Origin of the sequence: Acidovorax sp. 62 (assembly GCF_002754495.1) — a bacterium.
Classification (GTDB): Bacteria; Pseudomonadota; Gammaproteobacteria; order Burkholderiales; family Burkholderiaceae_C; genus Acidovorax.
The window spans coordinates 957,430-981,856 of sequence record NZ_PEFJ01000001.1; the positions used below are offsets into that span (position 1 = coordinate 957,430).

The 24,427-nt window shown below is 65.5% G+C and carries 26 protein-coding genes; 10 read left to right on the top strand and 16 right to left on the bottom strand.

Annotated features, from left to right (window positions below; genetic code table 11):
- Positions 1-193: 193 nt before the first annotated feature.
- From CLU86_RS04320 to CLU86_RS04360, 9 genes are all read right to left on the bottom strand, one after another.
- Complete coding sequence (locus tag CLU86_RS04320; RefSeq protein ID WP_199175086.1) at positions 194-571, bottom strand: SRPBCC family protein; 378 nt, start codon at positions 569-571, stop codon at positions 194-196.
- A gap of 7 nt (positions 572-578) precedes the next feature.
- The gene (locus CLU86_RS04325; protein WP_099740760.1) at positions 579-1,694 is read right to left on the bottom strand and encodes a saccharopine dehydrogenase family protein; all 1,116 of its coding nucleotides are present in this window, start codon (positions 1,692-1,694) and stop codon (positions 579-581) included.
- 299 nt (positions 1,695-1,993) lie between these two features.
- The gene (locus CLU86_RS04330) at positions 1,994-3,703 is read right to left on the bottom strand and encodes an EAL domain-containing protein (protein WP_233194778.1); all 1,710 of its coding nucleotides are present in this window, start codon (positions 3,701-3,703) and stop codon (positions 1,994-1,996) included.
- Between the two features lie 215 nt (positions 3,704-3,918).
- Positions 3,919-5,046: a molybdenum ABC transporter ATP-binding protein gene (gene modC / locus CLU86_RS04335; RefSeq protein ID WP_099740761.1), complete on the bottom strand. Its 1,128-nt coding sequence runs from the start codon at positions 5,044-5,046 to the stop codon at positions 3,919-3,921.
- A gap of 2 nt (positions 5,047-5,048) precedes the next feature.
- Positions 5,049-5,729: a molybdate ABC transporter permease subunit gene (gene modB / locus CLU86_RS04340; protein WP_099740762.1), complete on the bottom strand. Its 681-nt coding sequence runs from the start codon at positions 5,727-5,729 to the stop codon at positions 5,049-5,051.
- A gap of 28 nt (positions 5,730-5,757) precedes the next feature.
- The gene (gene modA, locus CLU86_RS04345) at positions 5,758-6,525 is read right to left on the bottom strand and encodes a molybdate ABC transporter substrate-binding protein (protein ID WP_099740763.1); all 768 of its coding nucleotides are present in this window, start codon (positions 6,523-6,525) and stop codon (positions 5,758-5,760) included.
- A gap of 82 nt (positions 6,526-6,607) precedes the next feature.
- A complete protein-coding gene (locus tag CLU86_RS04350) occupies positions 6,608-6,853 on the bottom strand; it encodes a DUF2798 domain-containing protein (protein ID WP_099655009.1) in 246 nt (81 codons plus the stop codon).
- On the bottom strand, positions 6,850-7,449 hold the full coding sequence (locus CLU86_RS04355; protein WP_099740764.1) for a flavodoxin family protein: 600 nt from the start codon (positions 7,447-7,449) through the stop codon (positions 6,850-6,852). The genes CLU86_RS04350 and CLU86_RS04355 overlap by 4 nt, the downstream gene beginning before the upstream one ends.
- 46 nt (positions 7,450-7,495) lie before the next feature.
- Positions 7,496-7,993 carry a DUF2938 domain-containing protein gene (locus CLU86_RS04360; RefSeq protein WP_099740765.1) on the bottom strand — a complete coding sequence of 166 codons (498 nt, stop codon included), beginning with the start codon at positions 7,991-7,993 and terminating at the stop codon, positions 7,496-7,498.
- Positions 7,994-8,087: 94 nt separating this feature from the next.
- Here CLU86_RS04360 and CLU86_RS04365 point away from each other — a divergent pair, with 94 nt between their 5' ends.
- The gene (locus CLU86_RS04365; protein WP_099740766.1) at positions 8,088-8,531 is read left to right on the top strand and encodes a helix-turn-helix domain-containing protein; all 444 of its coding nucleotides are present in this window, start codon (positions 8,088-8,090) and stop codon (positions 8,529-8,531) included.
- Between the two features lie 48 nt (positions 8,532-8,579).
- On the top strand, positions 8,580-9,425 hold the full coding sequence (locus CLU86_RS04370; RefSeq protein WP_099740767.1) for a TOBE domain-containing protein: 846 nt from the start codon (positions 8,580-8,582) through the stop codon (positions 9,423-9,425).
- A 31-nt stretch (positions 9,426-9,456) separates the two neighbouring features.
- On the opposite strand, the gene CLU86_RS04375 is transcribed toward CLU86_RS04370, so the two are convergent.
- The 4 genes from CLU86_RS04375 to CLU86_RS04385 all read right to left on the bottom strand — a co-directional run bounded on the left by CLU86_RS04375 (position 9,457) and on the right by CLU86_RS04385 (position 13,494).
- Complete coding sequence (locus CLU86_RS04375) at positions 9,457-10,572, bottom strand: ISAs1 family transposase (RefSeq protein ID WP_099740747.1); 1,116 nt, start codon at positions 10,570-10,572, stop codon at positions 9,457-9,459.
- Between the two features lie 295 nt (positions 10,573-10,867).
- Positions 10,868-11,734 (bottom strand): SPFH domain-containing protein, encoded by an 867-nt coding sequence (locus CLU86_RS04380; RefSeq protein WP_158235567.1) that lies wholly within the window; start codon positions 11,732-11,734, stop codon positions 10,868-10,870.
- 8 nt (positions 11,735-11,742) lie between these two features.
- A complete protein-coding gene (locus CLU86_RS22790) occupies positions 11,743-11,934 on the bottom strand; it encodes a hypothetical protein (RefSeq protein ID WP_158236308.1) in 192 nt (63 codons plus the stop codon).
- Between the two features lie 486 nt (positions 11,935-12,420).
- Entirely contained in the window at positions 12,421-13,494 is a 1,074-nt protein-coding gene (locus CLU86_RS04385; protein ID WP_099740769.1) for a sigma-54-dependent Fis family transcriptional regulator, read from the bottom strand.
- A gap of 226 nt (positions 13,495-13,720) precedes the next feature.
- On the opposite strand from CLU86_RS04385, the gene CLU86_RS04390 reads away from it, so the two are divergent.
- The 7 genes from CLU86_RS04390 to CLU86_RS04420 all read left to right on the top strand — a co-directional run bounded on the left by CLU86_RS04390 (position 13,721) and on the right by CLU86_RS04420 (position 21,571).
- A complete protein-coding gene (locus CLU86_RS04390; protein WP_099655016.1) occupies positions 13,721-14,191 on the top strand; it encodes a (2Fe-2S)-binding protein in 471 nt (156 codons plus the stop codon).
- 18 nt (positions 14,192-14,209) lie between these two features.
- Complete coding sequence (locus CLU86_RS04395) at positions 14,210-16,597, top strand: xanthine dehydrogenase family protein molybdopterin-binding subunit (RefSeq protein WP_099740770.1); 2,388 nt, start codon at positions 14,210-14,212, stop codon at positions 16,595-16,597.
- Positions 16,598-16,608: 11 nt separating this feature from the next.
- Entirely contained in the window at positions 16,609-17,400 is a 792-nt protein-coding gene (locus CLU86_RS04400) for a xanthine dehydrogenase family protein subunit M (RefSeq protein ID WP_099740771.1), read from the top strand.
- Between the two features lie 218 nt (positions 17,401-17,618).
- Positions 17,619-18,521 (top strand): MoxR family ATPase, encoded by a 903-nt coding sequence (locus CLU86_RS04405; RefSeq protein ID WP_099740772.1) that lies wholly within the window; start codon positions 17,619-17,621, stop codon positions 18,519-18,521.
- A gap of 20 nt (positions 18,522-18,541) precedes the next feature.
- Complete coding sequence (locus CLU86_RS04410) at positions 18,542-19,756, top strand: VWA domain-containing protein (RefSeq protein WP_099740773.1); 1,215 nt, start codon at positions 18,542-18,544, stop codon at positions 19,754-19,756.
- Positions 19,757-19,798: 42 nt separating this feature from the next.
- Positions 19,799-20,458 (top strand): CoxG family protein, encoded by a 660-nt coding sequence (locus CLU86_RS04415; RefSeq protein WP_099740774.1) that lies wholly within the window; start codon positions 19,799-19,801, stop codon positions 20,456-20,458.
- Positions 20,459-20,497: 39 nt separating this feature from the next.
- Complete coding sequence (locus CLU86_RS04420) at positions 20,498-21,571, top strand: XdhC family protein (protein WP_099740775.1); 1,074 nt, start codon at positions 20,498-20,500, stop codon at positions 21,569-21,571.
- A 14-nt stretch (positions 21,572-21,585) separates the two neighbouring features.
- Here the strand turns inward: CLU86_RS04420 and CLU86_RS04425 are convergent, their stop codons facing one another.
- The 3 genes from CLU86_RS04425 to CLU86_RS04435 all read right to left on the bottom strand — a co-directional run bounded on the left by CLU86_RS04425 (position 21,586) and on the right by CLU86_RS04435 (position 23,823).
- Positions 21,586-22,275 (bottom strand): glutathione S-transferase family protein, encoded by a 690-nt coding sequence (locus tag CLU86_RS04425; RefSeq protein ID WP_099740776.1) that lies wholly within the window; start codon positions 22,273-22,275, stop codon positions 21,586-21,588.
- A gap of 88 nt (positions 22,276-22,363) precedes the next feature.
- Entirely contained in the window at positions 22,364-23,155 is a 792-nt protein-coding gene (locus tag CLU86_RS04430) for a two-component system response regulator (protein WP_099740777.1), read from the bottom strand.
- Positions 23,152-23,823 (bottom strand): response regulator, encoded by a 672-nt coding sequence (locus CLU86_RS04435; RefSeq protein WP_099740778.1) that lies wholly within the window; start codon positions 23,821-23,823, stop codon positions 23,152-23,154. Before CLU86_RS04435 ends, CLU86_RS04430 begins: the two co-directional genes overlap by 4 nt.
- Positions 23,824-23,974: 151 nt before the next feature.
- Between CLU86_RS04435 and CLU86_RS04440 the strand changes: the two genes are divergently transcribed.
- Positions 23,975-24,346 carry a response regulator transcription factor gene (locus CLU86_RS04440; protein WP_099740779.1) on the top strand — a complete coding sequence of 124 codons (372 nt, stop codon included), beginning with the start codon at positions 23,975-23,977 and terminating at the stop codon, positions 24,344-24,346.
- Positions 24,347-24,427 lie beyond the last annotated feature (81 nt).

Sequence of the window (24,427 nt, forward strand, 5' to 3'; positions counted from 1 at the left end):
CGCAGCCGGGTTGGACACCCGGCGAGCACGGCAACGACGAGTGCGGCCTTGCCAGACCCTCACCCTGCGGGCCGGGGCTGCAGCGGGCAGCCCGGCTGCGTTGCATGCTTTGCCAAGGCGGCCAGCCTTGGCTGCAGCATGCGCCTTGCCGTGCATCCCGCTGCAACCCCGGCGCACCGTCGATTTCAAGGATTCAGTGGACTGGCACCCAGCGCAGCGGGGCTGGGCCTACCTCAAAGGTGTAGATGAGTTGTGAGCGGTCTGCACCATCGGCCTGGTGGCGCATGGAAGCCGCCCACTGTGTGAACGGAAACGAGCGCCCCACCATCTTGGCGGCGGCCAGCATGGGCCTGTCGTAACTGACGAACTGCGTGCGCATGGACAAGGCCCGCAGCGCGCCTGCCCCCGTGTTTTCAGAAATGGCACCCACGCTGGGGCAGGGGGCGCCATCTTGCACGTGGGTGCGGCTGACCAGCGGGTCCCACTGCGCACGCCAGTGTTGGTAGTGAAAGGCATCAAAAGCCAGATCGGCCCGCGCGGGCATGGGGAAGGTCAGTTTTTGGTGTGCCATGCGTTGTTCAATGTGGGCCAGCTTCGTCCACGGTATCGGTCTGCATGCCCCATTTGGCAAATTCAGGGGCGAAGGCGTCCAGCGGCAGCAGGCCGGTGCTGGTCCAGGCCCCGATCGGCAGCGGTTGTCCCTCGGCCAGCTGGCGCGCCAGCAAGATGGCGGCCATGCACGGAATCTCCGGCCCATGGTCGTGGTCTGCCGCAATGTGCCAGGCGCGTTGGCTGGGCTGGCCTTGCGCATTGCTCCCTGATACGCGCACCACCATGCCGCCCAGCGGGGTGCCCAGTGCGTCAAATAGCCCGCCACCACGGTGCATGAGCGCCGCCAGTTTTTCTGGCTGCTTTAGCCAACCCCATTGGCGTAGCCTGGCCAGCACACTGAAGGCGCTTTGCGCCAGGCCCACTTCCAGCGCCGCCCGGAAGCTGACCCGCCGTGCCACCCGGTAGTGTGCAGGGAACAGCTCCAGGTCAGGGATGTCGCACACCGCGCCACGGCGGGGCCGCAGGCGCAGAAAGTGCACGGGGGTAGGCTGCGCCCAGCCCAGGCGGTGCTGCCAGCGCCCGTCTTCCCACACCGCGATGGGCAGGCCGCAATAGCTGAGCACGGCGGCCAGTGTGGCCTCGCCCCGGGGTGCCCGCTGTGCGGGGGCGATGCAGATGTCGATGGTGTCGATGCTTTGCCAGCCTGCGCTCAGCGCATCCACCACGGCCGAAGACAGCGCGGGCACGGTGCTGGCGCCAGCCACTGCTGTGCGGCCAGCGCTGGCAAATGCGCTGTGCAGCGCCGCTGGAAAATCACACACAAACCGGCGTCCGTCGGCCAGGTCGATGTAATGGGCCCCAGCCTGCGCGGCGGCCAGTGCCACGCCATAGGCCTGTGCTTGAAAGGGCCCTGCCGTGTGGATGACCAGGCCTGCGCCCAGCGCCTTGAGCTTTGCTGCCAGGCCTGGGGCTTCGTGGTCCAGTGCCACACCTTCAGCGCCGCCGCCCAGTGTGTCTGCCAGTGCCTGGGCTTTGCCGGCATGGCGCCCGGCGATCTGCAGGTGGATTTGCGGATGGCCCGCCAGTGCCTTGCAGATGCGGGTACCAAAGTTGCCGTAGCCGCCCAGCACCAATACGTTCATCGCGGTCAATCGGGGGCTCCTGCTCAAGTCGGGACGGTTGGGTGATAGCCCGGCATTGTGACCGGATGGGCCTGCGGTTCAGGGCAACACAAGGGTCGTTCTGTTTGCCGTCTTTTCTAACTGCTAGGGATCCTCTGCACGAATCGAGCTGGCCAAGTGTGCGCTGCGGATCGGGATGGGATGCAAGGCGCAAAACGCAGCAATAGCCATCGCTATTGCGAGTATTTGCAACGCCACAGACTGCCCGAGACCGCAGATGCACACGGCGCGGTGATTCGTGCAGAGGGTCCCTAGGCAGCTCAGGAGGGCATGGGCGCCGGGGCCGCCAGGAACGGTGATGCCGCGACCGAGGGGCGCGGGGGCAGCACCGTGATCTCTGCGGGGCGATAGGCTTTGTGCCACTGGGGCACGGCCTCTGGTGGCATGGCTTTGCTGAAGAAGTAGCCCTGAACATTGCCAATGCCGCTCTCCAGCACCGACTGCAGCTCCTGCTCGGTCTCCACCCCTTCTACGACCACCTCCAGTTGCAGGTCCCGTGCCAGCCGCACCACATGGCGCAGCAGCGACTGGCGGCGAGGGTCTTGTGGTAGCTGGCGCACAAAAAGCCGGTCGCACTTGATGCCACTGATGGGCAGGTCGGCGAGCACACCGAGCGATGAATAGCCGGCCCCAAAGTCGTCCATGAACACGCCAACGCCCAGCGTCCGCAGGTCGTTGATGGCCTGCACCATGTGCGCACCGCAGGCAATGATGGCGTGCTCTGTCAGCTCCAGCTGCAGCATGCCCCAAGGTAGCCCGCGCCGTTGGAGCTTGGCGCCCAGCCATTGGGCAAAGCCGGGCTCCAGCAGCGTGACGGGTGCCACATTCACGCACACCGTGCTGCTGGGCATGCCCTGGGCCAGCCAGCCCTGGGCCGCGTCCAGCGCATTGGCCAGAACCAGCCGGTCCACCTGGCTGGTTTTGCTTTGCAGCTCGCACACCAGAAAGAAAGCGTCGGGGCTCAGGGGCCCCAGCAGCGGGTCATTCAGGCGCAGCAGCGCTTCGTAGTGAACCTGGGGGCCATACAGGTTGACGATGGGCTGAAAGTGCAGCGTGAGGCTGTTGCGGTTGAGCAGCCGGGGCAGGTGGTCGGCAATCAGCGACAGCTGGATGTCGTGCTCGGGCGGCTTCTGGTGGGCCAGGGTGACGCGCATGAGCGACAAACCCAGCCGCTGCAGATGCTGGCGAACCTGGTCGGAGCGGATGTTGCGCAATTGCTCCACGGCCAGCGCCAGTGTGAAGACGAGCAACACCGCCAGCAATGCCAGGCCATTCGTCTGGCCATTGGCGTTTGGCTTTTGCAAGGGGAAACAGTTGATCAGCAACCAGTGCAGTACGAGGATGGCCCCGCCGCTCAAGAACTTGTCGCGCCAGTTTTGCGGGGTGTAGCGGGGCGTCAGTGCGCTCATCTTGGCGGCGCGGTGCCGGATGGCGGTGTAGCAGGCCACCCCCATGGCGGTGGCAATCGCAACGGCAATGGCCAACGCATTGACCTCTGAAAAATCGGCTACGTAGCTGTTGGCCAGCAGAAAATGCCCCGCCAGCATGCCCAGGGCCAACACCAGCCCGGCAGGAATCAGACTGCGAGTGCTTGTGCTGGAGCTCAGCGTGGGGATGGTGAGCCGGGCGCTGAATACCATCACCAGCAAGCAGCCCAGTGCGGGGCCCAGCTCCAGTGCGTGGTGAGACAGTTCGGAGTACATGAACAGACCCACTACATCCAGCGCCCAGACAATGCAGCCAATGCACAGAGCTGCATGTGACGCGCTGATGCGCCTGCTGGAGGGATCGACCGAGAAGGCCGTGTGCTCTACCAGCCGCTGGCACACGTGCACGACCAGCGATGCAAAGCCCCAGTACAGCAGGCTTTGCATGGGCGGCGGAAAACCCACCACAAACGCCTGTGTTGCGCCTTGCCAGATTGAAGCTGCTTCCACCCTGTGTTCACCCTCGTTTGATGCGGCCATCATACGGTTGAGGTACAACGGGAATGCAATTGACACTCACTTGAGTATTTCTGGACAAAGCTCAAGATACATTTCGTTGACATTTTAAGGGGTCAACAAAAATACCCGCTCAAACGCTGGCCGCGCAGTCGGGCCGTGGCGTTGAAAACGTCGATCTTTGAAGGGGTGAACAGGGGTTGCCTTTGTGCGCGGTGTGCCGCGCACTTGGCCAATCCGAATCAGTTCACGATGGCGATGCCCTTGATTTGGGCGAACACGGGCAGCCCGGGCCGCAACTGCAGTGCCTGGGCCGAGCGCTGGGTGACGCGGGCCAGCAAGCGGGTGTCGCCAGCGAGCAGGGCCACCATCCACTGGCCTGGGCTGTCTTCGCGCATCTCCGCCACGGTGGCGGGCACGATGTTGAGAATGCTGCTGTCCTGCGGCGGGGTCAGGGCCAGGCTCACATCGCGGGCCTGTACGCGCAGCTTGACGGTTTGGCCAGGCGCACGGGGCTGGGGGCTGACCAGCAGCAGCTCACCCCCGGCAAACGCAACGCTGGTGACGTGGTCCTGCGGCGCGTGGTGCGCGACGGTGCCGGTGACCACTGTGGCTGCGGCGTCGCCTTGGGCCAGCGGCAGGTCCAGCCGGGCAATCAGATCGGCCGTGGGGCCACTGGCGCGCACGCGGCCCGCCTCCAGCAGCACCATGTGCTCGGCGAGCCGGGCAACCTCGTCCAGCGCATGGCTGACGTACACCACCGGAATGTCCAGCGCGCTGTGTAGCCGCTCCAGGTAGGGCAGCACCTCGGCCTTGCGCTGGGCGTCCAGCGCGGCCAGCGGCTCATCCATCAGCAGCAGGCGCGGGCTGGTGGCCAGGGCCCGTGCGATGGCCACGCGCTGGCGCTCGCCGCCCGACAGCGTGGCGGGCTTGCGCTCCATCAGGGCGCCAATGCCGAGCAGCTCCACCAATTGCTCCACCGCCACCCTGCGCTGCGCGGCCGGGGTGCGCTGAAGGCCGTAGCCAATGTTGCCGCGCACGTCCAGGTGCTCAAACAGCTGCGAGTCCTGAAACACATAGCCCAGCGCGCGCTGGTGCGCGGGGCGCCAAATGCGGGGCGCGCCTTGCACGCCATCGTTTTGCCACACCTCGCCATGCACCCGCACCCAGCCCAGGGGCGCATGCTCCAGCCCCGCCATGGCGCGCAGGCAGGTGGTTTTGCCGCAGCCCGAGGGGCCAAACAGTGCGGTGATGCCGCGCCCGGGCAGTTGCATGTCTACATCCAGCGCAAAGGCGCTGCGCTGCAGTTGCAGGCGCACTTCGATGGGCGGGGCGGGCGAAGTCGTGGGCGCGCTGTGGGGGTTTTGCATGATCAAAACGCTGCAGCGGCTTTGCGGCGGGTGAGGTTCAGGCCCAGCAGCACCACGAACGAAAACAGCACCATGCCCCCTGCCAGCCAATGGGCCTGGGTGTACTCGAGCGCCTCCACATGGTCATAGATTTGCACCGACACCACGCGCGTCACGCCGGGGATATTGCCCCCCAGCATCAGCACCACGCCAAACTCGCCCACGGTGTGCGCAAAGCTCAGGATGGCGGCAGTGATGAACCCGGGCCCTGCCAGCGGCAACGCCACGGTAAAAAAGCGGTCCAGCGGCCCGGCACCCAGCGTGGCGGCGGCCTCCAGGGGTTTCTTGCCGACAGACTCGAACGCGTGCTGCAGTGGCTGCACCGCAAAGGGCAGGGAATAGATGAGCGAGCCCACCACCAAGCCCCAAAACGTGAAGGGCAGGGTGCCCAGCCCCAGCCATTGGGTGAGCTGCCCCAGGGCTCCGTTGGGCCCCAGCGTCACCAGCAGGTAAAAGCCGATGACTGTGGGCGGCAACACCAGTGGCAAGGCCACCACCGCCGACACGGCGCCGCGCCAGCGCGAGGGCGTGTGCGCCAGCCACCAAGCCAGTGGTGTGCTCAGCACTAGCAGCAGCGCCATGGTGGTGCCCGCCAGCCGCAGCGTGAGGCCAATGGCGGCAAGGTCGGCGCTGGAAAAAGGCATGGAGCAGGGCGGTGGCTGGGGAGGGGGGTTAGAAACTATAGCCGTAGGCCTGGATGATGGCGCGGGCTTTGTCACCGCGCAGGTACTTCAGCAGCGCCGCTGCCGCCGCGCTGTCTTTGCCTGGCAGCAGCAGCGCGGCATCCTGGCGGATGGGGTCGTGCAGTTGTGCGGGCACCTGCCAGGCCGATCCCTGGGCGATCTTGCCGTCCACCATCACCTGAGACAAGGCCACAAAGCCCAGCTGCGCATTGCCGCTGGCGACAAACTGGTAGGTCTGGGCAATGTTCTCGCCCTGCACCCAGCGCGGTTGCAGTTTGGCAGTCAGCCCCAGTTTGTCCATGGCTTGCGTGGCGGCCAGGCCGTAGGGGGCCAGCTTGGGGTTGGCCAGCGCCAGGTGCTTGAAATCTCCGGTCTGCAGGACCTGGCCCTGGGCGTCCACATAGCCGGGCTGGGCACTCCACAGCACCAGCGTGCCGATGGCGTAGGTGAAGCGCATCTGGGCCACGGCTTTGCCATCCTTCTCCAGCTTGGCGGGGGTGGTGTCGTCGGCCGACAGCAGGATCTGGAACGGCGCACCGTTGGTGATCTGCGCATAAAACTTGCCCGTGGCACCGAACGACAGCTCGGCTTTGTGGCCGGTGTCGGCTTCAAAGGCGGCCGCAATCTTCTGCATGGGGGCAGTGAAGTTGGCCGCCACGGCAACCGAGACGGTGTCGGCGTGCGCGGCCTGCAGCACAGAGAAGGCGAACCCCGTCAGCAAAAGGTGGCGGGTCAGGGGCGCGACGCGATGGAGCATGGGGTGGCGGCGTAAAACGCTATTCATTAATGGAATAGCGAGAGTATAGGCACTGGCCTGCAATCACCTTCTGGGCGCATTGCTATGGGCTGGGTTTTGCAGGGTTTGGACGGGTGAGCCAGGCCACCACCCGGCGGGCCAGCGGCGCGGCCAGCATCACCGCTGGGAAGGCGAACAACCACCCGCTCAGCCAGGCGTTCATCCACAGGCCTGCAAAGCCCGGGTGCAGCGGCAGCGTGCGGTAGGTGGCAATGCCCGACACCAGCAGCGACATGGTGCCCGACAGGATCAGGCTGAACAGCACGGGGCCATAGCGGGCGGGGATCATGCGGCGACCTTATCTTTTGGCTGCAGGGTGGCCGCAGCCCCCAGGCGCTGCAGGGTTTGCGCGAAATGGTGGCCAAACATCCGGGCCGTTTTCACATCGCCCGGGGCAAACGCATCAGCGGGCGAGCCATGGCCTGCCTGCGCCATCAGGCCCGACCAGGAGCCCAGCCGGTTGGCGGCTTCGTCGTACGGCACGCCCGCATGCTGCTCAGGCAGGATGGGGTTGCCCACCCACACCATGCCGTGCTGCATGGCAAACACAAACATCGACAGCAGGGTGGACTGCTTGTCGCCCGCAGGCAGAGATGACACGGTGAAGCCCGCCGCGAGTCGGCTTTTGAGCTGCTGCGTTTTCCACAGGCCGCCAGTGGCGTCCATGAAGGTTTTGAACGGCCCGGACACCCCGCCCAGGTAGGTGGGCGAGCCGAGGATGAGGCCGTCGTAGCGCAGCAGTGCATTTGGATTGAGGGCCAGGTCTTCGGCCCGAAGCAGCTCGGCCTGGATGCCTGGAACGCTTTGGGCACCCTCGCAGACCTGCTGCGCAATGTGGGCGGTGTGGCCGTGGGCGCTGTGATAGGCGATGGCTATGTTTTGCATGGTGTGATTTCCTTGAAGGGCTTCTGGGGGTTGAGCGTGATAGCGGTCATCGTGAAACCAGTCCGATGGCCAGCGCGGACAGGTACAGGCCGAAGCCAAACACGGTGTGGTTGGCCAGGCTGCGCAGGCAGTTTTTGAGTGGAGTGGGTGTGCGCGATGCGGCAAAGCCAGAGCCCATGGCCGGTTGCATCACCAGCAGTGGCGCAGCCACGGTGACAACGCCCATGGCCAGTGCGGGCAGCAGGGTGGGGTGGTGCACCCAGTCCGCGCCCACCATGCCCAGCAGCACGGCGGCAAAGCCCACACCCACGGCGTAGTGCGTGAGCCAGCCCCAGGCCAGCTCGCCCCAGATGGGTGGCGCCTTGGCGATGGCGGTATGGGCGATGCGGCCTTGCAGCAAATGCCCGACCCAACGGCCGATGAACGCGAAGTTGAGCGTGGGCACGCCCAGGTGCCGCAGCAGCACCAGCCAGGTGTCCATGACGGCGGTGGCGCCCACGCCCATGAGCAGGGCGAGCGGAAAGTCTTGCCATTGAAAAGCCATAAAAACCCCTTGAACCATTGACGCAGGAACGGTATGAATTCACTATAGAAGTTCAAGTCAACTTGAAGTCAACAGATTTCTAAGAGGTTTTTTCATGGACATTTCGGAAGTTGCCAAACGCTCGGGCCTGCGGGCATCGACGCTGCGCTACTACGAGGAAAAGGGGTTGGTGAGTTCGGTGGGGCAGCCGGGTGAGCGCCGCCGGTTTGCCCCGGGGGTGCTGGAGCAGTTGGCATTGATTGCGCTGGGGCAGTCGGCGGGGTTCTCGCTGGACGAGATCCGCTCCATGTTCCTGCCCAGCGGCCAGCCCAGCATCGACCGGCAATTGCTCTCGGCCAAGGCCGATGAGATCGACGTGATGGTCAAACGCCTCAAGGCCATGAGCCATGGCCTGCGGCACGCAGCGGCCTGCCCGGCCGAGAGCCACGCGCAATGCCCGTCGTTCCAGCGGCTGCTCAAGGCCGCTGCGGCGGGCGCGCTGGAGCGCAAACAGAAGTCTTTGAAGCCCGTGACTGGGGCGCGGCGCAAGCCTTCATGAGTTGCGGGAGAGGCCTGCGCGCCATCACCGCTCAGGCATCATCGACCCATGCCTGCTTCTCTTTCTCTCTCTGACGCGCTGGGCCATGCGCTGTCTGACAAACGCATCGACATCCTGCGCCAGATTGGCCAGGGCGGCTCCATCTCGCAAGCTGCCCGAGCCGTGGGTGTGAGCTACAAGGCCGCGTGGCAGGCGGTGGACACCCTCACCAATCTGGCGGGCACCCCCCTGGTCAAGCGCGCGGTGGGTGGGGCAGGCGGCGGCGGTGCGGTGCTGACCGAGGCGGGCCAGCAGCTGCTGACCGCAGCCGATGCCATGGCCCAGGCGCGTGGCGCCGTGCTGGCGCGCTGGCAGGCCGACCCCCATGCAGGCCGTGCGGTGGCCCGCTTGGCGGTGCGCACCAGCATGCGCAACCAGTGGCCTTGCCTGGTGCAGGGCCTGCAAGTGCATGGGCAAATTGTGCTGGTGCACCTGGGCTTGGCCCTGGCTGCGGCGGGCGAGGGGGCCTGCGAGCCGCCCGAGAGTGACAGGAGCGACGGCGCTGATTTTCTGGCCGCGCGCATCACGCGCGAAAGCGCCGAGTTGCTAGGCCTGCAACCCGGCCTTGCGGTGCAGGCGCTGTGCAAGGCCACCGCCGTGCGGGTAGAGCGGGCGGCGCCGGGCGCCCCCGTGCCGCAGGCCCCCGCCAGCACCTACCGCCTGCCCGCCAAGGCGGTGCGGGTGGTGCGCGGTGCCTTGGGCGATGAGGTGGCCGCTGAGCTGATGCTGGGCACCCGTGCCACGGGCGTGCAGATGGTGGGCTTTGCGGCGCCGGGCAGTGGCTTGCGCGTGGGCAGCCGGGTGGTGCTGGTGGTGGAAGACACGGCCGTGGTACTGGCCCTGTCGGGCCTGTGAAACGCAGGCCATGTCATCAGGGCAATCGCATCTAAACCCTGATGCCCAGGACATGTGCCAGATAGCCCACATCCCAGCCAGCGCGCTTGCGCTTTGCCTGCACACCCACCTTCACCGACGTGTCACTCTTGAGCAACTGCAGCGCCATGCGCCGCAGCAGCGTCTGGTTGTGCTGTCCCTGGTCTTTATAGGACTGCGCCGCATCCTCGCGCATCGCCACATCCAGACTCCAGTGCAACTGGTTCTCCACCGCCCAGTGCGAACGGATACTGTGCGCCAGCACCCGTGCAGGCGTGTGCACTGGCAAGCTGCTCAGGTAGTAGCTGACTTCTTCGCTGGCCTCGCCTCCTGTTTGTTGGCGCTGGCGCGTGACTTGCACCACGCTGGCCAGCCCCGGCCAGTGCACTGCCGCTCGCTGCAATGCCTCGGGCACGGGGCTGAGCCGGTAGCTGCGCAGCTCCTGGCGCCCATGGCCGCTTGAGCGCTCGGTGTAGGTGTTCTCATCGGGCGGCTCTTGGCTCGCCTGCACTTCAAAGTGCTTTTGAACCACTGCGTGCATGTGCCGCTGGTTGCCTTTGAGGGACAGAACATAAGCCGCACCATGCTCGTGAAGCTGCTGGGCGATGCTCTTTTGGCAGCCGATGGCATCGATGGTGACGATGCAGCCTTTGAGGTGCAGCAGCCTGAGCAACTCGGGGATGGCGGTGATCTCGTTGCTCTTGCCGTCAACCTTGCACTGGCCCAGTAGCAATCCCATGTCTGCAGCCCAGGCGCTGACCATGTGCAGTGGCCTGCGAGCGTCCCCTTTGCTGCTGCCGCGCACGCTTTTACCGTCAATCGCCACTGTGCCGTATACCCGGCCCGCCACTTGGGCCAGCCACTGTTGGCAGGCCAGCTCCAGTTGCTTGGCGTCAAGCAGGCGAAACACTCGCGCGAAGGTGTCGTGCGAGGCAATGCCTGAGGGCAGCGGAACGAAACGAATGAACCAGTCGTGGAGCAACTCGCCGAACTCGGCTACTTCCACCCAGTTGTCTGCGCCTGCGATGGTTGCGCACAGCGCTATGGCCAGGATGGATTGGAGTTCATGGCGACGCGTGCGCTCTAGGCGCGGGTCGGGGATGACTTGCAGGTGCTGCAGCAGGGTCACGGGAGCGTTGGTTGGGTGATCACACGCTGCAGTTTCGCCGCAAATAGCTGCATCTATTTAGATGCGATTGCCCTGGCCATGTCATGGATTCGCTATATATTTGATAGCTTGTAGCGCTTGCTTCATAAGCGCTAGAGGCCAATTTCATCTGATTTTTGGCCTGCCTCAGGCTGCTCAGGCCTCATTTTTTTGAGCTGAGCCCGTCGAAGTTTTTGCGCCGGGGAGCCCTTCACTGCGGGCCCGGGGCGAGTGCGGGGCCTGCCTTCACCCGCCGCAACCAGCAAGCCGCGCCTCGTTACTTGCTGCCGCCCACACTGACCAACGGCGTGCCGCCATTGAGCAGCACCGTGTTGCCCGCCTTGCCTGCGATGGCGATGGCCGCATCGCGCTGCAACTCGGCCAGCTTGATCTCCTTGAGGGCCGGGGTGAGCGAGCGGCTGATGATCTCGTTGGCTTCGGCCTGGCCCTTGGCCTCCACCACCAGGCGCTCGGCTTCGGCCTTGGCCAGCTCCACCTCTTTGCGCTTGCGCTCGATGGCCTGGTCGGTCTCGGCACGTTGGCGTATGGCCGCTTCAATGGCGGGGTCCGTCAGCAGATTGCGCACGTTCACGGCCGTTACGGTGAAGGCGCCTTTGTCGTTGGCGTCCAGCTCTTTTTGCAGCCCGTCGCGCACCATTTCGGCCAGCTCGGTGCGCTTGGTGTGCATGGTGGTGGCGTCCAGCTGGGCGATGGCCTTGTAGATGGCCTCGCGGGCTTCGCGGGATACGCGGCTGTAGGCAATCACGTAGTCTGCAGTGCCTTCGCGCACCACTTGCCGGTGCTGCACCATGTCGCCCTGGTACTTGGTGAACAGGCCGGGCACGGCACTGGGGGTGGTCTTGTAATAGATGTCGATGTCCACGTCCTTCATGGTGAGGTTGTCGCGGCTTTTCGGGGTCAGGTTTTCCAGCGAGAAGCTGACCTCTTTGGCCGTGAACTCGTCCACCGTTTTGAACAGGGTGAAGTAAATGCCCGGGGGCAGCGCCTCAGGGCTGACCTTGCCCAGCGTGCGCTCTACGCCGACGTTGCCGGTGTCGATCTGGCTGCAGGCGCTCAGCCAGGCGGCTGCAACCAGCAGCAAAGGGGTGCGCAGGTGGCGGGTGATGGTTTTCATGGATGGCATGGTGGTCTTCACAGAATGGGGAGGGCGGGCAGGTAGTAAGCCAGTGCCAGCAGGGCCAGCAGCAGTGCAACGATGGCGGCAACGCGGCGTGCATGGGTGTGCAGCAGCCGCTGCGTGCGTTGGCGGGCAGAGGCGCCAGCCAGTTGCCATGCGCCATACAGCCCCAGGGCGATGGCCAGCAAAAGCAGCAGGTGCTTCATGGTTGGCCTGGGTGGGCGGTGTTGGTCTGCTGGCACCACGGCCAGTGGGTGCGGTCCTGAGGGTGTGGCATGGTTCTCCCTTTCCTGTTGTTGGTGTGTCTTTGGGTGCCAAAGATACCGCAGCCAAGGCGGTGCGGTGCCAGTGCCCCTTGGGCGCAAAAGGCATCCACTATGGCGTCACGCGCTGCGGGCGCACTGCGGGTTTGGGGGCAACCAGGGGCGATCCCGCAGGGCTGCAAAGAGGTGACCCGTGGCGGGGTGACCGGCCTTGGGTGTGCTATTTATTTAATAGCTGCTTGCGATTGTTGAATAAGCGCTGGAGGTCGTTTTTGTTTTGACCTTTGATGCCCCAGGGGGCTTTGCGCACCACGGCGGCAAGTGAGCGTTGCAGATCGGCAGGGGCGGCGAGGCTTGGCAGCAACGCAGGCTGCCCGAGGCTGCAGGCGCACGCTGCGCGGTGATGCGTGGTGATGTATGCAGAGGGCCCTAATGCCTGCCCAGCTTGCGGTACACCGTGGCGCGGCTGATGCCCAGGGCGCGTGCGGCCTGCGCCACGTTGCCACGGGCGTCTTGCACCGCTTGGTGGATCAGAGCGGCTTCCGTCGCGCGCAGCGGGGTGGGTGCGGTGGCGCTGGGGCGCTGCGCCAGGGCATGCAAGCGCAGCCCTGACCACAGCGGCAAATCCAGCGGCGCAGGGTGGTGGCGCGCTGCTGCGTCAAACAGCTGGGCCCAGGGCAGGGCCAGCACATCGGAGCAGTGCATGCGCGTGCCTGGCGGCTGCAAAGGCGTGGGAATCAGCTGGCGGGCGGTGCTGTTGCTGCCGAGCAGGTAGCCGTCCGCGTCCAGCAGCACCAGGCCGTCGTTGTCTCCCCCCAGCGGGCTGCCGGGCCAATTCAAGCGCAGGCGCAGGCTGTGGGGGCGCTGCAGCAGCAGGGCGTCTTCCATCGCTCGGGCAGACCGCGCCACCAGGTGCCGCAGTTCAGGCCGCTCGGGCACGTCCACCCCCGTCAAGTCCAGCATGCCCACGCAGTGCCCTTCCGGGTCAAAAAGCGGGGCACCTGCGCAGCTATAGGCTCCGTTGTCGTCGCAAAAGTGTTCGCCCCGGTGCAGCCAGACGGGCGCCAGCTCGTTCAATGCCGTGCCGATGGCGGTGGTGCCCACGGCGGCTTCGGACAGGTCCACCCCCACGCGGCCGATCAGCCGGGTGCGTGGGTCTTGCCGGTCTACGGCACCTTGCACATCGATCACCACGCCGCGTGCGTTGGTGAGCATGGCGAAGTAGCGCATGCCTGCGATGGCGCGGGTGAGTTGCTCCAGCACCGGGCGCGCTGCATGCACCAGCGCATGGCTCTCCTCGGCCAGGTGGCGCAGCGTGGGGCCGGTGATGGGCTCGAACACCACGCGCTGGCCGGGGCTGAGACCGGCCGCCAGGCAGCGTTGCCACGAGCGGGTGATCCACGGCTCCAGCGGCGCCTCGCCGCCCGCGCCCAGCAGCACGCTTTGCCGGGCCCTCTGGATCAGGGCCTGGCGGTGGGATGGCGGATCGGAAGCAGCAAGCATCGAAGTCCCCGGGGCAGGGCCTGCGGCGCGCCGGGAGGCGGGGGCGTGCGAGGCTGGGTGGCAAGGGCGTTCCATGCTGGGCGGGTGTGCAGTGCAGCATGTTTCATTTTGAGAATATCCCGTGCGGCGCTCGGCGTTTCTAGGGTTCTCCCTAGGGAGGCGGGGACAGGGGCGTTTCAAGATGCTGTGTGCGAATCCAGCCAACCCCCCTCCAGGAGACAGCCAGATGCAAGTGCAGTTCACCGTCAATGGCCGTGCGGCCAGCGTAGATGTGCCTCCCAACACCCTGCTGGTCCATGCGCTGCGAGAGCACCTGCTGCTGACCGGCACCCATGTGGGCTGCGACACCAGCCAGTGCGGCGCGTGCACCGTGCACGTCAACGGCCAGGCCGTCAAATCCTGCGCCATGCTGGCTGTGCAGGCCCAGGGGGCCGAGGTGACCACCATCGAAGGCATGGCCGCCCCCGACGGCACCATGCACCCCATGCAGGCAGCGTTCAAGGAATGCCACGGCCTGCAGTGCGGCTTCTGCACGCCGGGCATGGTGATGAGCGCGGTGGACCTGTGCAAGAACCACCCGAACGCCAGCGAAGGCGAGATCCGCGAGCTGCTCGAAGGCAACATCTGCCGCTGCACGGGTTACCAGAACATCGTGCGCGCAGTGCAGGTCGGCCAAAAGGCCATGGCTTCCGCTTAAACACAAAGGAGAAGAACCATGGGTGCATCCGACTTTTCCAAGCTGCCGCACATTGGCGAATCGCTCAAGCGCAAGGAGGACTACCGCTTCCTCACCGGCGCGGGCCAGTACACCGACGACGTGGTGCTGGCCGCTCAAAGCCATGCGGTGTTTGTGCGCTCGCCGCACGCCCATGCCGCCATCAACAGCATCAACACCAGCGCTGCCAAGGCCGCGCCCGGTGTGCTGGGTGTGTTTGTGGGCACCGATGTGGCCGCCGACAACATCAACGGCCTGCCCTGCGGTTGGCTCATCACCAGCACCAATGGCGAGCCCATGAAGGAGCCGCCCCACCCCATCCTGGCGCAGGGCAAGGTGCGCTACGTGGGTGACCATGTGGCCATGGTCGTGGCGCAGACGCTGCAGCAGGCGCGCGATGCGGCCGAGCTGGTGGAGGTGGACTACGACGTGCTGCCCGCCGTGGTCAATGTGGCCGATGCCGCTGCGGGCGCGGTGGCGGGTGCGGCGCTGCACGACATTGCGCCCGACAACCACTGCTTCAAATGGGCCATTGGCGACAAGGGCGCGGTGGACGCCGCGTTTGCGGGCGCCGCCCATGTCACCCAGCTGGACCTGATCAACAACCGGCTCATCCCCAACGCCATGGAGCCGCGTGCCGCCATCGGCAGCTACAGCCGTGCCAATGACGAGTACACGCTGTACGTGAGCAACCAGAACCCGCACGTCGAGCGCCTGCTCATGACGGCCTTTGTAATGGGCCTGCCCGAGCACAAGGTGCGTGTGATTGCGCCGGATGTGGGCGGCGGCTTCGGCTCCAAGATCTACCTGTATGCCGAGGACGTGTGCCTGACCTGGGCCGCCAAGAAGCTCAACCGCAACATCAAGTGGGTGGCGGACCGCAGCGAGTCCTTTCTGTCGGACGCGCATGGCCGCGACCACATCAGCCACGCCGAGATGGCCATGGACAAGGACGGCAAGTTCCTCGCCATGCGCGTGCACACCGACGCCAACCTGGGTGCCTACCTGAGCACCTTTGCCAGCGCTGTGCCCACCATCCTGTACGCCACGCTGCTGGCGGGGCAGTACACCACGCCGCAGGTCTATGTGGAGGTGGATTCGTGGTTCACCAACACCGCGCCGGTGGATGCCTACCGGGGCGCGGGCCGGCCCGAGGCCACCTACCTGCTGGAGCGCCTGGTCACCCGCTGCGCGTGGGAGCTGGGCCTAGGCCAGGACGAGATCCGCAAGCGCAACTTCATCACCAGCTTTCCGTACCAGACGCCGGTGGCGCTGCAGTACGACATTGGCGACTACCACGCGTGCATGACGCAGGCGCAGCAGCTGGCCGACGTGGCCGGGTTTGCGGCGCGCAAGGCGGCCAGCGAGGCCAAGGGCTTCAAGCGTGGCCTGGGCTATTCGTCGTACATCGAGGCCTGCGGCATTGCGCCGTCCAACATCGCAGGCGCCCTGGGCGCACGCGCCGGGCTGTTTGAATGCGGCGAGGTGCGCGTGCACCCCACGGGCAGCGTGACGGTGTTCACCGGCTCGCACAGCCACGGCCAGGGGCACGAAACCACGTTTGCGCAGGTGGTGGCAGCGCGCCTGGGCATCCCGGTGGAGAACGTGGACATCGTGCACGGCGACACGGGCCGCGTGCCCTTCGGCATGGGCACCTATGGGTCGCGGTCCATCAGCGTGGGCGGTGCGGCCATCATGAAGGCGCTGGACAAGATCGAGGCCAAAGCCAAGAAGATCGCCGCGCACTTGATGGAGGCCAGTGACGCCGACATCGACTTCAGTGGCGGCGAATTTACCGTGCGCGGCACCGACAAGAAGATCCCGTTCGGCCAGGTGGCGCTCACGGCCTACGTGCCGCACAACTACCCGCTGGACAAACTGGAGCCGGGCCTGAACGAAACGGCCTTCTACGACCCGACCAACTTCACCTTCCCTGCAGGCACCTACATCTGCGAAGTGGAAATCGACCCCGCAACCGGCAGCACACGCGTGGACAAGTTCACGGCCGTGGACGACTTCGGCACCATCATCAACCCCATGATCGTCGAAGGCCAGGTGCATGGCGGCCTGGTGCAGGGCATTGGCCAGGCGCTGCTGGAGAACTGCGTGTACGACCGCGAGACGGGCCAGCTGCTCACCGGCAGCTTCATGGACTACGCCATGCCGCGCGCCGACGACTTCCCCGAGTTCAAGCTCGGCCATGTGTGCACCCCCTGCACGCACAACCCCCTGGGCACCAAGGGCTGCGGTGAGGCTGGGGCCATCGGCTCGCCACCGGCGGTGATCAACGCCGTGCTCGACGCCCTGCGCCCGCTGGGCGTAAAGGACTTCGACATGCCCGCGTCACCGCACCGCGTCTGGGAAGCGATTCAACACGCCAAGGCATAAGGAGACCCACCATGTACGCATTCACCTTTGAGGCTCCTTCCTCCACCGCTGCGGCCGCGCAGCTCATCGCCCAGGGCGGCAAGCTGCTGGCGGGCGGGCAGAGCCTGTTGCCGTCCATGCGCCTGCGCCTGGCCAACCCCGAGAAGATCGTGGACCTGAACGGCGTGGCCGAGCTGGCGGGCATCCGCCGCGAGGGCAACGCGCTGGTCATCGGCGCCATGACGCGCCATGCCGACGTGGCATCCAGTGCGGATGTGAAATCCGCCATCCCTGCGCTGGCCGACCTGGCTGCCCACATTGGCGACCGCCAGGTGCGCGCACGCGGCACGCTGGGCGGCTCGGTGGCCAACAACGACCCTGCGGCCTGCTACCCCAGTGCCGTGCTCGGGCTGGGCGCTACGGTCATCACCAACCAGCGCGAGATCAAGGCCGACGACTTCTTTGTGGGCATGTACACCACAGCGCTGGAAGAGGGCGAGATCATCACCGCCATCCGTTTTCCGATTCCGAAACGCGCGGCGTACCTCAAGTTCAAGCAGGCGGCGTCGCGCTTCTCGCTGGTGGGCGTGTTTGTGGCGCAGACGGACAGCGGCGTGCGCGTGGCCATCACTGGCGCGGCCACCAGCGTGTTCCGCCACGCCGGGCTGGAGGCAGCGCTCAACCAGAGCTTCACCCCACAAGCCGCCGCTGCCGTACAGATCGACGCCAGCGACCTGAACAGCGACATCCACGCGAGTGCCGCCTACCGCGCCAACCTCATCAGCGTGCAAACCCAGCGGGCGGTGCAGAAGATGCTTGGTTGAGCAGGGCGCGTAACACCGTAGGTCGGGTTAGCCCGCAAGGGCGTAACCCGACAACGCAGCCGGGGGCGCGGCGACCCTAAGGCCTGCGGCGCGGGCCGCGCCAACCGTTCGGGCGGAGCTTGCAGGAGCCAGGGCGCCGCATTGGAAAGAGTGATTTATAGCCAAATTGGCCTCTAGCGCTTATCTATCAAGCGCAAGCAGCTATCAAAAGAGAAGCAATGAGTTCCCCAGCCTCTGTTGATGCCCTGGTGCAAGCCCTGCAAAGCGTGGGCTACTTTGCCGACCGGCGCCTGGCCACGGCGGTGTTCCTGGCGCTCAAACTCCAGCGCCCGCTGCTGCTCGAGGGCGAGCCCGGCGTGGGCAAGACCGCGCTGGCCAAAGCCCTCTCGGAAGTGCTTGCGCGCAGCCTGATTCGCCTGCAGTGCTACGACGGCCTGGAGCAGCGCGAGGCGCTGTACGAATGGAACTACGCGGCCCAACTGCTGCACATGCGCGCCGCCGAAGGCAAGGGCAGTGCCGACATGGCGCAGGTGGAGCGCGAGGTGTACCAGGACCGCTACCTGATCCGCCGCCCCTTGCTGCAAGCGCTGCAGGCACCTGCGCCGGGTGCGGTGCTGCTCATCGACGAGGTGGATCGTGCCGACGAGCCCTTCGAGGCCTTTTTGCTCGAATACCTGGGCGAGTACCAGGTCAGCATCCCCGAGATCGGCACGGTGCGCGCCACGGCCACACCGGTCACCATCCTCACCAGCAACCGCACGCGCGACCTGCACGACGCCGTCAAGCGCCGCTGCCTGTACCACTGGCTGGACTACCCCGAGCGAGAACGCGAGTTGGCCATCGTGCGTGCCCAGGTGCCGGGCGCTAGCGCAGCGCTGGCCCAGCAGGTGGCCGAGTTTGTGGGCCGCCTGCGCAGCCAGCCGTTTGCCAACGCTTTTCAGCGCGCGCCGGGCATTGCCGAAAGCGTGGAATGGGCCAAGGCACTGGTGGCGCTCGACACCATCGTGGTGGACCCGGAGGTGGTTTCCGACACGGCGGGCATCTTGTTCAAGCAGCGCGAGGATGTGGCGGCGCTCACGCGCGACATGGCGGCGCAGCTGCTGCAGCCCGCAGAAGCCTGAGGCGGTGTGAAGGCGCAGCCATGGCCCAAGGTGCAACCATCTCCCAGCTCGGCGATGCCCGCACGGGCAAGCTCGCCGACAACCTGAGCGGCTTTGGCCGCACCTTGCGCCGCGCCGGTGTGCGCGTGGATGCCGCCCGCATGGCGCTGGCCCAGCAGGCCGTGATGCTGGTGGGGCTGCAGCGCGAGGACTTTTGCGCCGCGCTGGAGGCCGTGCTCGTCAGCCGAGAGCAAGACCGGCTGGTTTTTCGCGAACTGTTCGATGCCTACTTTCGCAACCCCAACGTGGCCCAGAAGCTGCTGGCACAGATGCTGCCCAGCGCCGAGTCCAAGGCCGAGCCCGCCAAGCGCCGCCCGCGTGTGAGCGAGGCACTGGCCCCGGTGCGCGCCGCGCGCAACGCACCGCCGCCGCGCGAAGAAGACAAGGTGGACTTCGATGCCGCCATGACGGCCAGCGACCTGCAGCGCCTGCGGCAGGCCGATTTCAACCAGCTCTCGGCCAGCGAATACCTGCTGGTGGAGCGCCTGGCCCGCGAGGTGCCCTTGTCCCTGCCGCACTACGCGGCCCGCCGCACCCGGCCGGGTGCACGGGGCCACCGCCCGCACTGGCCGGGCGCTATGCACCTGGCGGCGTGCAGCGGTGGCGAGGTGCTGCGCGTGCCGTTGCTGCAGCGGCGCCAGCAACCCTTGCCGCTGCTGGTGCTGGTGGATGTGTCGGGCTCCATGGAGCGCTATGCGCGGCTGCTGCTGGCCTTTTTGCATGCCGCCACCGCGCCGCGCAACATGGGCGCAAGTGTTCGGCGCGATGTGTTCGCGTTTGGCACGGGGCTTACGGACCTCACGCCTGCGTTCCGCCTGGCCGACACGGACGCCATGCTGCAGGTGGCCAGCCATGCCATCAACGACTTTGCAGGTGGCACTCGCATGGGCGACAGCCTGGCGCAGTTGCGGAAGCAGCACGCCCGGCGCCTGGTGGGGCGGCGCACGCTGGTGCTGCTGATCAGCGACGGGCTGGACACGGGCGAGCCCGAGGTGCTGGCGCAGGAGCTGGGCTGGCTGCGCCGCCACGGTGGCCGCCTGCTGTGGCTCAACCCCCTGCTGCGCTTTGAGGGTTATGCCCCCACGGCGCGGGGTGCCAGCGAGCTGCATCGCCAGGCCCATGGCATGGTGGCGGTGCACAACCTGGGCCGTCTGCAGGACCTGGCGGCCAGTCTGGCCAGGGTGCTGCGGCTGTGACCGATTTCAGAAAAACCCGCCCAAAACCAAGAGGAAACCACCATGGAAATGCAAGCCAGCCGCACCCTTGCCGTCAGCCAGCAGCAGGCTTGGGATGCCCTCAATGACCCTGAGGTTCTCAAACTATGCATCCCCGGTTGCGACAAGGTAGAGGCCAGCGGCGAGAATCAGTACGCCGTGGCCATGGCGCTCAAGATTGGGCCCGTGTCTGCCAAGTTCGCCGGCAAGATCACCCTGGCAGACATCGTGCCGCCCGAGAGCTACACCATTGCCTTCGATGGCTCGGGTGGGGTGGCCGGATTTGGCAAAGGCCAAGCGCAAGTCAAGCTGGTGCCCTTGCCCGCAGATGCCGCTGGGCAGTCCAGCTGTGAGCTGCACTACACCGTGCATGCCACGGTGGGCGGCAAGATTGCCCAGCTGGGCCAGCGGCTGATCGATGGTGCCGCCAAGACCATGGCGGAAGATTTTTTCAAACGGTTCGACAACGAAATGCAACGCCGCTACCCCCGAGACGCCGCCGACACCCAGATCCAGGACACCCTGTTGCAAGACACGGTGATGCTGGAAACCCCCACCCAGCCCGATGCGCTGCAGGTGCTGCCTGCAGCGGCAGCTGCCAACACCCCCAGTGTTTTCCCCCCTTGGGTGTGGGTAGCCATTGGCGCGGGGGGAATGGCGGCACTTTTCTGGCTGGCCAAGTGAGCGATCGGCGTTGCCAAGTGCGTGGATGACGGAGGCCGTATGGAAAACCTGGATGTGATGGTGCTGCGCACTTTGCTGGGCTGGCGCGTGGCCGGGCAGCGCGCCATGCTGGCCACGGTGGTGCGCACTTGGGGTTCTTCCCCCAGGCCAGTGGGCTCCATCATGGCGCTGTGCGAGACCGGGGCGGTGGTGGGTTCCGTGTCTGGCGGGTGCATTGAGGACGACCTGATCGACCGCCACACCCGCGCCTATGCCCAGCCCGCCGCGGCCGACCGGGGCTTGCCCCACACCATCCCCAGCGGCCCGCCCACGTTCGTCAAATACGGCATCACCGCCGACGAAGCGCACCGCTTTGGCCTGCCCTGTGGGGGCACGCTGGAGCTGTTGCTGGAATACGACCCACAGCCCCAAAGCCTGGCCCAGCTGGTGGCGCAGCTGGAGCAGGGCCAGCTGGTGCAACGCACCGTGCAGCTGGCCGATGGGGCGGTGAGCCTGCAGCCTGCTGCTGCGCCCGCCGAGCTGACGGTGGACGCGCAGCAGCTCACCAACACCTTTGGCCCCGAGTACCGCATGCTGCTCATCGGCGCGGGGCAATTGGCAGAGTACCTGGCCACCATGGCGCTGTTCAATGGTTTTGCCGTCACGGTGTGCGACCCGCGTGAGGAATACCGGGGCAGCTGGAATGTGCCGGGCGCCAAGGTGGTGAACGACATGCCTGACGATGTGGTGACGGCCTTTAAGCCCGATCGGCGCAGTTGCGTGGTGGCCCTCACGCACGATCCCAAGTTGGACGACCTCGCCTTGCTGGAGGCCTTGGCCTCTGAGGCGTTTTACATCGGTGGCATTGGCTCCCGGCGCAACAACGAGGCGCGCCGCGCCCGCATGGTGGAGCACTTCGGGCAGACAGAGGCGTCACTGCAGCGCTTGCGTGGCCCTATCGGCGTGTACATCGGCAGCAAGACGCCACCCGAGATCGCTGTGAGCGTGATGGCGGAGATCCTGGCCGTCAAGAACGGGGTGGCCTTGCCCCGCGACATGGCCGTGGCCCAGGCCAAGAACGAGCGCGAGGTGCTGCACAACGATGCAGGCGCGCTGGTGTGCGGGGTGCGCTAAGAACCTGTTCAAAGTCAGCTGGACATCACCACGGGCCCGCCCTTGGCGATGCCACGCTGGTAGGCGGGGCGGGCCAGCATGCGTTGTTGGTAGGCCAGCAGGTGCGGGCGGGGCTTGCCCGGCTTGGCGCGAGAAAGCGCAGCCTCGACCGCAAAGCTCATCTGAAAGTCAGCCATGGTGAGGTGCTGGCCTGCAAACCAGGGGTGCTGTGCCAGATGGTCCTCCATGAAGTCGAGGGCCGTGTCCACATTCGGGTCCACCAGCTTTTGCTGCACGGTGCCGCACAGTGCCTTGGCGATGGGGCGCACAAAAAAGGGCATGGGCTGCTTGGGGATGCTCATGAACACCAGCTTCATCACAAGCCAGTTCATCAGCGAGCCTTCCGCATAGTGCATCCAGAAGCGGCATTGGCGGTACTCTGGCGTGCCCAGGGCCGGTTGCAGCGTCGGCATGGCTTGTGGGGCCTGCGCTGCGTAGGTCTCTACCAAATATTCAATGATGGCCCCGGACTCTGCCACCACGGTATCCCCGTCGGTGATCACCGGGGATTTGCCCAGGGGGTGGATTTTCTTGAGTTCCGGGGGCGCCAGCTTGGTGCGCGGATCGCGCTGGTACACCTTGAGTTCGTACGGAAGCCCCAGCTCTTCCAGAAGCCACAGGATGCGCTGCGAGCGCGAAGTTTCGAGGTGGTGAACGGTGATCATGGTGGCGTATTGGAGCAGCTTTACTCGCTTTGTCCACACGCCCTTGATCCCGTGGGTGACAGCGAATAGGCGCTGCCTGGGCTGCGTTTCAGATGCTGGTGCCCAGGCGGGTGCGCAATTGGCCCCAGCCTGTGAGGCAGGCGGGTGCTGCATTGGCCGCTGCAGCGTCTTCCAGGGCGCGGGCGGTCAGGCTGTCTTCGGGGCGGCCCAAGGTCAGCAGCACGGTGGCCAGGCTGTGGGCCAGCCTGCGCAAGGCAGGCCAGTCTTGCGCTTGTGCAGCCGTGTCCCCTGTGTGCACATCGGCGGCAAATTGCTTGAGGCAGGCGGCTCGGTAGGTGGTGAACAGCTGGGCATCGCCCCCAAAGTGGGTGGTGATGGCCAGTTTTTCTGCTGGTGTGCAAGGCGCGCCGGCCCCCTCTGCATCGATGGGGTTTGGCGGTGGCGGTGGGGGAAAGGGCGCTGGAGCGGATGCTGGAGCCAAGGCGTCTGCAGCGGCTTGGGTTGCCAGCGCATCGCGCACGCAGTTTTCCAGCTCTTGCACCGCAATGGGTTTCGACAAAACGCGCCAGAGGTTCAAGTCCTCCAGCTGGTCTTTAACAACAGGCGTCAGGCCTGCGCTGAACACCGCCACCCGCGTATCGCGCCCCAGCAGGGGGTCTGCTGCCATGCGCTTTACCAGCGAAATGCCTGATTCGCCTGGCAGCATCAAATCGGTGATGACCAGCTTCACATCGCGTTGTTGCAGTAGCGCGACAGCGGCAGGCACGGTGGTGCAGGTCAGCAACTCAATGGGCAGCTGGTCCAGAGCCATCTCAACAAAGCGGGTAATGGAGGAGTCGTCCTCCACCAGCAAAACGCAGGGGGCAGCGGCGTGGCTCATGCGGCTTTGGCTGGCAGGGTTTGCGCCAAGGCTGCCGGCAGCTCTGCGACCAGTTGGGGCTTGTGGATGACGGTCACGCCTTGCAAGGCAAAGGCGTAAGGCTCCCGCTGCTGCTCGTCCAGCGAGGTCACCACGATCAGGCGGCTGCGTGCAAATTGAGGGTGCGAGCGCAGGGTGGTGATCAGGGTGGCGCCGTCAATGCCGGGCAACAGGATGTCCACGATCAGTACGTCGGGCTGAATCTGGCCGTACATGGCCAGCCCCGTGATGCCATCGTTGGCCGTGTGCAGCACGGCGCCAGGAAAGTGCTGGTTGACGAGCAGCGTCACCAGATTCTGGAAGTGGATGGAGTCCTCGATCAGCAGAATCTGGGCACTGCCACGTGCGCGGGTGGATGGCGCGCTTGAAGCGCTGCCATCCGCAGCGTGCGCCGCTGCTTGCGGCACTGCAGCGGTTTTGCCACTGGCGCCTGTTCGTGCATTGATCCACTGTTCAACCGAGGCCCGCGAAATGCGCCGGTGACCGCCTGGGGTCTTCCAGGCTTCCAGTTCATTGCGGTCCACCATCAGCTGCACCGAGCGCACCGCCAAGCCCAGCATGCTGGCGACTTCCAGGGTGGTGTAGTGATCCTGTACCAAAGAAGGTGGTGGAGTTTTTTCAGATTTCATGAGTTGCGCATTTTCCTCTTTTTTTTATCGCTTTAAAAGGATTTGCATTTGATACAAATGATTGATATGATTGCTTTACGTCGGGTTTAAGCCCTGGCGCCAACCGGCTTCGCTGTGGAGCAGATTGTTAAAACATTCGCAAGAGCATGCCATGAAAAAAATTCTGATCGTTGAAGACCATGCCGACATTCGCAAACTGTTGAAGATGACGCTGGAATTCGATGATTTCGAAATCCATGAAGCATCGACCGGTGATGCGGGTTTGGCCTTGAGCCGGGAGATCTGCCCCGACATCGTGCTGCTGGACATCATGATGCCCGGCAGCTTGAATGGGCTGGAAGTGTGCCGCCAAATCAAAGCCGACCACGCCACCCGCTTCACCAAAGTGATTTTGTTGACAGCACGCGTGCAGGCCGGTGATCGCGAGGCTGGCATGGCCGCCGGTGCCGACGACTACCTTATGAAGCCCTTCAGCACCTTGCAGGTGTTGGAAACCATCTACCGCATAGAGGCCGCAGCATGATTTGGATCACTGCCTGCGTGTTGAGTGCCACCACCGTGGTCTGGTTGCGCTCCCGGCTTCGCCGGGTCCCTGTCAATCGGG